Genomic DNA, 4,716 nt, shown 5'->3' on the forward strand with positions numbered 1-4,716 from the left:
AGGCCGCCTCCATGTGCTACACCTCCGGCACCACGGGCGACCCCAAGGGCGTCGTCTACAGCCACCGCTCCGTCTATCTGCACTCCATGCAGGTCAACATGGCGCAGTCGATGGGCCTGACCGACCAGGACACCTCGCTCGTGGTGGTGCCGCAGTTCCACGTGAACGCCTGGGGTCTGCCGCACGCCACCTTCATGACCGGCGTCAACCTGCTGATGCCGGACCGCTTCCTCCAGCCCGCGCCGCTCGCCGAGATGATCGAGCGGGAGAAGCCGACGCACGCCGCCGCCGTCCCCACCATCTGGCAGGGCCTGCTCGCCGAGCTGACCGCGAAGCCGCGCGACGTCTCCTCGCTCACCCAGGTCACCATCGGCGGCTCCGCCTGTCCGCCCTCCCTCATGGAGGCCTTCGACAAGCTCGGCATGCGCGTCTGCCACGCCTGGGGCATGACCGAGACCTCCCCGCTCGGCACCATCGCCCGGCCGCCGGCCCACGTGATCGGCACCGAGGAGGAGTTCCGTTACCGGCTCACGCAGGGCCGCTTCCCGGCCGGCGTCGAGGCCCGCCTCACCGGCCCCGGCGGCGAGCGCATCCCGTGGGACGGCGAGTCGGCGGGCGAGCTGGAGGTCCGCGGCCCGTGGATCGCCGGCGCCTACTACAACGGCCCGGACGCAGAGCCGCTGCGCCCCGCCGACAAGTTCAGCGAGGACGGCTGGCTGAAGACCGGCGACGTCGGCACGATCTCCCCCGACGGTTTCCTCACCCTGACCGACCGCGCCAAGGACGTCATCAAGTCCGGCGGCGAGTGGATCTCGTCGGTGGAGCTGGAGAACGCGCTGATGTCCCACCCGGACGTCGCCGAGGCCGCGGTCGTCGCGGTCCCCGACCACAAGTGGGGCGAGCGTCCGCTGGCCACGGTCGTCCTCAAGGAGGGCGCCACCGCGGACTTCGCCACCCTGCGCGCCTTCCTCGCCGACGAGGGCAAGATCGCCAAGTGGCAGCTGCCGGAGCGCTGGACGGTCATCCCGACGGTGCCGAAGACATCCGTCGGCAAGTTCGACAAGAAGGTGCTGCGCAAGCAGTACGCGGAGGGCGAGCTGGACGTCACCGAGCTCTGAGCCTCCGGCCGGATCGCCGGATCCTGTGGGTCCCTGCCGTCGTACGGCGCCCTCGGCGTCGTACGACGGCCGCATGCGCGGGGTCCGTCGTACGACGGCCGCATGCGCGGGGACGGGGGCAGGGGCCGGGGGGCAGAGACACGACCGCGCCCTCACCGTCGTACGGCGGTCGTCCCCCACCCCAGCACCAGCCACGCCGCCGCCACCCCGCCCCAGCCGAAGTGGGTGTAGGCGGAGCCCGCGAGGGCCGAGGTCCCGGATCTTCGAGGCGGCGGTCGACGAGTTCGCCCGCCATGGCATCGCGGGCGCCCGCATCGACCGCATCGCGAGCGAGGCCAAGGCCAAGGCCAACAAGCAGCTGATCTACGCCTACTTCGGCAACAAGGCCGCGCTGTTCACCCACGTCCTCGAAAGAAGATGCTGGACCTCGCCGCCTCGGTCCCCGTCGACCCGGACGACATCGACGCCTGGATCGACCGCCTGCTCGACTACCACGCCGCCCACCCCGAGGTGCTGCGCCTGCTCTTCTGGGAGGGCATCGAGTACGGCTCGTCCGAACTCCCCGACGAGGCCGAACGCCGGGACCACTACGCCCGCAAGGTCGCCGCCCTCGCGGACGGCCAGCGCCGCGGCGTCATCACCGACGCCATCCCCGCCCCCGGCCTGCTGCTCCTGCTGACCGCGCTGGCCAACCGGGCCACCGTCGTCCCGCAGATGGCCCGCATCCTCACCGGCCCCGAGGACACCGACCGGGACCGGCTCCGGGCATCGGTCAAGGAGGCGGCCCGCAGGCTGGGTGGCCCGCCAGTTCGTGGGCTGATGACCCGCTAGTTCGTGCCGATACGGGCGAGCAGGTCGACGATCCGCGCCTGCACCTCGGCGCTGGTCGACCGCTCCGCCAGGAACAGCACCGTTTCACCGGAGGCGAGCCGCGGCAGGTCGGCCTGGTCGACGGCGGCCGTGTAGACGACCAGCGGGGTGCGGTTGAGCCGGCCGTTCGCGCGCAGCCAGTCCACGATCCCGGCCCGCCGCCGGTGCACCTGCATCAGGTCCATCACGACCAGGTTCGGCCGGAACTGCCCCGCCAGGGTCACCGCGTCCGTGTCGCTCGCCGCCCGCGCCACCTGCATCCCGCGCCGCTCCAGCGTCGCGGTCAGCGCCAGGGCGATCTCCGCGTGCTCCTCGATCAGCAGTACCCGCGGCGGATGCTGCTCGCTGTCCCGCGGGGCGAGCGCCTTCAGCAGCACGGCGGGGTCGGCACCGTACGCCGCGTCCCGCGACGCCTGCCCCAGCCCGGCCGTCACCATCACCGGCACCTCGGCCGCCACGGCCGCCTGACGCAGCGACTGCAGGGCCGTCCGGGTGATCGGCCCGGTCAGCGGGTCCACGAACAGCGCGGCGGGGAACGCCGCGATCTGCGCGTCGACCTCCTCGCGCGAGTGCACGATCACCGGCCGGTACCCCCGGTCGCTCAGCGCCTGCTGGGTGCTCACGTCAGGCGCGGGCCACACCAGCAACCGCCGCGGATTGTCCAGCGGCTCCGGCGGAAGCTCGTCGTCCATGGGCTGCGGGCGCGGCGTGTCGGCCACCTCCACGGCACCCCCCGGACCGTCCAGCGGCTCGGGGCCCTCGGCGGCGTTCTCGTCCGGCGCGCCTATGGCGTACGACCGTCCGGCGCCCTCGCTCGCCTGCGCGGGCAGCCGCGGCGGCTGGGCCGGCGGCACCGGCTGGGCCGCGGGCTGCTCGGCCGGCGGATGCGGGCGCGCGGCGACCGGCTCGGGAGGCGTGCCCAGCTTGCGGCGGCGGCCGGAGCCGCCCGGCTGGTGCGGGGCGGGCGTGGCGGTCGACGGCTGCTGCGCCTGCGCGGCCTGCCGGTTGAACGGCACGCCCTGTCCCAGGGTGCGCACGCTGATCGCCCGGCCCTGCGTCGAGTTCGGGTCCACGGGAGCCGCCGCCTCGGCGGGCAACGGCTGAGCGACTCGCGCGGCGGGCGGGGTGCCGGGGGCGGCGGCTTCGGGCGGCAGCGGGGTGGCGGGCCCGCTCGGCTGCGGGGCCGGACGCGCGGCGGGGCCGGTGCCCTGCGCGGGTACGGCGGGGTGGGCGCCGGGCACCGGTACGGCCGTGCCCGCGCCCGAGGTGTCCCCGTCGGCGGCCGGCCACGGCTGAGGTGCCGGGGTGCCCGCGGCGGGCGTGCCGGGCCCGGCGACCGACTCGGCCGGAAGCGGCTGACCGGGCAGGGGGTGGGCGACCGGCTGTACGGCGGGCTGCGCGACCGAGTGCGCCACGGGCTGCGGGGTGGCGACCTGCGCGGGCACTGCGGCATGGCCGGCGCCCGAGCTGGCCTGCGGTGGCACCGTGACGTGCCCGGTGCCGGACGCGGCCTGCGGTGGCTGGGCGACCTGCCCCGTGCCGGGGGTGGGCTCCGCGGGGGCGACCGCCGGGCTCGCCGCCGGAACGGGCTGGGCCTGCGCGGCGGGCATCGCCTGGCCGGGCTGCGGTTCCAGCGCACCCTGGGGAGCCTCGGCCTGGCCGGGCGGCACGGCGTCGGACTGGGCCGGAACGCCCTGCGCGGGCGTCCCGGTGGGCTCCGGCGGTACGGCGACGGCCCGCCGGCGCCGGCCGGTCGGCGCGCTCACCGGGTGCGGCTGCGGCGGGGTGTGGTCGTCGGTTTGGTCGTGCGGGACGGCGTCGTGCCGGCCGTGGTCGTCGGCGCCGGGAGCAGCCGGGGCACCGGGCACGGCCCTGGAGCCGGGGGCATCGGGAGACTCCGCTGCCCCGCCCGGTCCGGACTGGTGCGGCACCGGGTGCGGGACCGGCATCGGCGCGGGAACCGGCTGGGCCGGCGGGACCGGCTGACCGGGGGGCTGGTGCGGGGCGGGGACCGGCTGGGGCGCCCCGGCGGCCGGGACCGGGCCACCCGGGGGCTGAGCCGGCGAAACCTGGGCCGGGTCGGGAGCCGGAACCGGGATCGGCGTCGGCGCGGGGACCGGGTGCGCGGCGGCGTCCACGGGCGCACCAGGGGCCAGGGGCTGGACCGGGAGCTGCGCGGACTGCGGAAGCTGCGTTGACTGCGGGAGCTGTGCGGACTGCGGGTCCTGCCCGCCCGACTGCCCCGAAAGCCCCGACTGCTCCGAAAGACCTTGCCGGCCGGGAAGTCCCTGCTGCCCCGGCGGCGGCACCTGCTGTCCCGGCTGGCCCGGACGGTCCTCCCCCTCCGGCCCGGCGGGCGCCCGGTCCGCCTCGGCCGGCGGCAGGGCGAACACCGTGCGGGGTCCGGCCTCCTGCGCCGCGGCACGCTCCTGGGCCGCGGCCAGGGCCCGGCGGCGGCGCCCCGTCGGCTGCGGGTTCTCCTCCGCCGCGGCGGGCAGCGCGGGCGGCAGGGCGTGCTGCTCCTCGGGCGCGCGGCGGGCGCGTCGGCCGCCCGGCGCGGGAACGCCCTGCGGCGGAACGGTCCCGCCCAGGCCGGTGCCCGCGGCGGCGGTGCCCGCGGCGTGCTCGTCGGCGGTGACGACGGCCCCCTCGGCCACCCCGGCCGCCCCCCGCGCCGCGTCCTCGGCGGCCCGGCCACGCCGACGGCCCGTGCCGCCGCTGGGCTCGG

General features: G+C 76.9%; 1 protein-coding gene and 2 pseudogenes. 2 read left to right on the forward strand and 1 reads right to left on the reverse strand.

Going from position 1 to position 4,716, the window contains the following annotated elements; all coding sequences use genetic code 11:
- Together VE614_RS26420 and VE614_RS26425 are read left to right on the forward strand one after the other, a co-directional pair.
- Positions 1-1,118: long-chain-fatty-acid--CoA ligase (locus VE614_RS26420; protein WP_324942215.1), on the forward strand; the 1,118-nt coding region annotated here is incomplete at its 5' end.
- Between the two features lie 259 nt (positions 1,119-1,377).
- Positions 1,378-1,949, forward strand: a pseudogene (locus VE614_RS26425) (TetR family transcriptional regulator).
- Here the strand turns inward: VE614_RS26425 and VE614_RS26430 are convergent.
- Positions 1,946-4,716, reverse strand: a pseudogene (locus tag VE614_RS26430) (histidine kinase); the annotation flags it as partial. The pseudogenes VE614_RS26425 and VE614_RS26430 sit on opposite strands and share 4 nt — an antisense overlap.

It is taken from the genome of Streptomyces sp. (assembly GCF_035645055.1).
GTDB lineage: Bacteria > Actinomycetota > Actinomycetes > Streptomycetales > Streptomycetaceae > Streptomyces.